Annotated in this window: 3 protein-coding genes; 1 reads left to right on the forward strand and 2 read right to left on the reverse strand. The window is 62.6% G+C overall.

From position 1 onward, the window contains the following. The coding region (locus NKI95_RS34325; protein ID WP_352722275.1) for an SMC-Scp complex subunit ScpB at nucleotides 1-249 on the forward strand (249 nt) is incomplete at its 5' end. 43 nt (nucleotides 250-292) lie between these two features. On the opposite strand, the gene NKI95_RS34330 is transcribed toward NKI95_RS34325, so the two are convergent. Together NKI95_RS34330 and NKI95_RS34335 are read right to left on the reverse strand one after the other, a co-directional pair. After that, nucleotides 293-652 carry an RES domain-containing protein gene (locus tag NKI95_RS34330; RefSeq protein WP_352722277.1) on the reverse strand — a complete coding sequence of 120 codons (360 nt, stop codon included), beginning with the start codon at nucleotides 650-652 and terminating at the stop codon, nucleotides 293-295. After that, nucleotides 652-789: an RES domain-containing protein gene (locus tag NKI95_RS34335; RefSeq protein WP_352722278.1), complete on the reverse strand. Its 138-nt coding sequence runs from the start codon at nucleotides 787-789 to the stop codon at nucleotides 652-654. Before NKI95_RS34335 ends, NKI95_RS34330 begins: the two co-directional genes overlap by 1 nt.

Below are 789 nucleotides of genomic sequence, written 5' to 3' on the forward strand. Positions count from 1 at the left end.
CGCGCGCAGGAGCTGATCGCCTCGGGACCGCGTTCGCCGCAGCCCGGCGCGCCCTACACCTATGTGACGACCAAAAATTTTCTCTCGCAGTTCGGGCTCGACACGCTGCGCCAGCTGCCGGATTTCGAGGCGCTCGAGGACGCAGGACTGCTATCAAAGGAAAAGCTGCTGGCCGGCGATATTCCAGCCGGTCTGGCGAGCGGGGAGGGCGACGGCGAGGACGATGTCGTTGGGGACCAAGCGCCGTGACGGGGGTCGTCGCCGCGTTGCGATCCCAGAGACAGTCGATAACTCAGGACCAGGACGACTGGTCGTGCGGCAACCGTTGATCGGGATCATGGACCGCGACCTCATCGCCTTCGACAAGGTTGGCTGAACAGATCACCAGATTGGTGCCGCCGGCGTGACGCAGCGACGGAAACAGGATGCCCCGAAGCCCCGTCGTAATGACCACGTCCGCAAGCGTCCACGATGAAGGTATCTTCCTGTCGATGCGAGCGACCTGGCGCCAGGCACAATCCCACTCCTTCCACGGGCCATCCCAGATGTCCGGGTCGAACCCCCTGCGAAAGGTCGGCCACCTCGGCGAGCATAATCTTGTAAGCGGCAAGGATGGCTGGCGGCGTGATGCTGGCACCCTGCTTGTATTCATCAAAGCGCCGTCTGGGTCGAATGGGACAGATAGAGTGGCTCCATGCCTGGCCTGTTAAAACGACCGCCGTCAATCGCCGCGCCTGCACCGCTGGTGGGCAGGAAAGCCCATTTGGGTGTCAGATAGCGATGGAAGAT

This window comes from Mesorhizobium sp. M0306, assembly GCF_040321655.1.
Classification (GTDB): domain Bacteria; phylum Pseudomonadota; class Alphaproteobacteria; order Rhizobiales; family Rhizobiaceae; genus Mesorhizobium.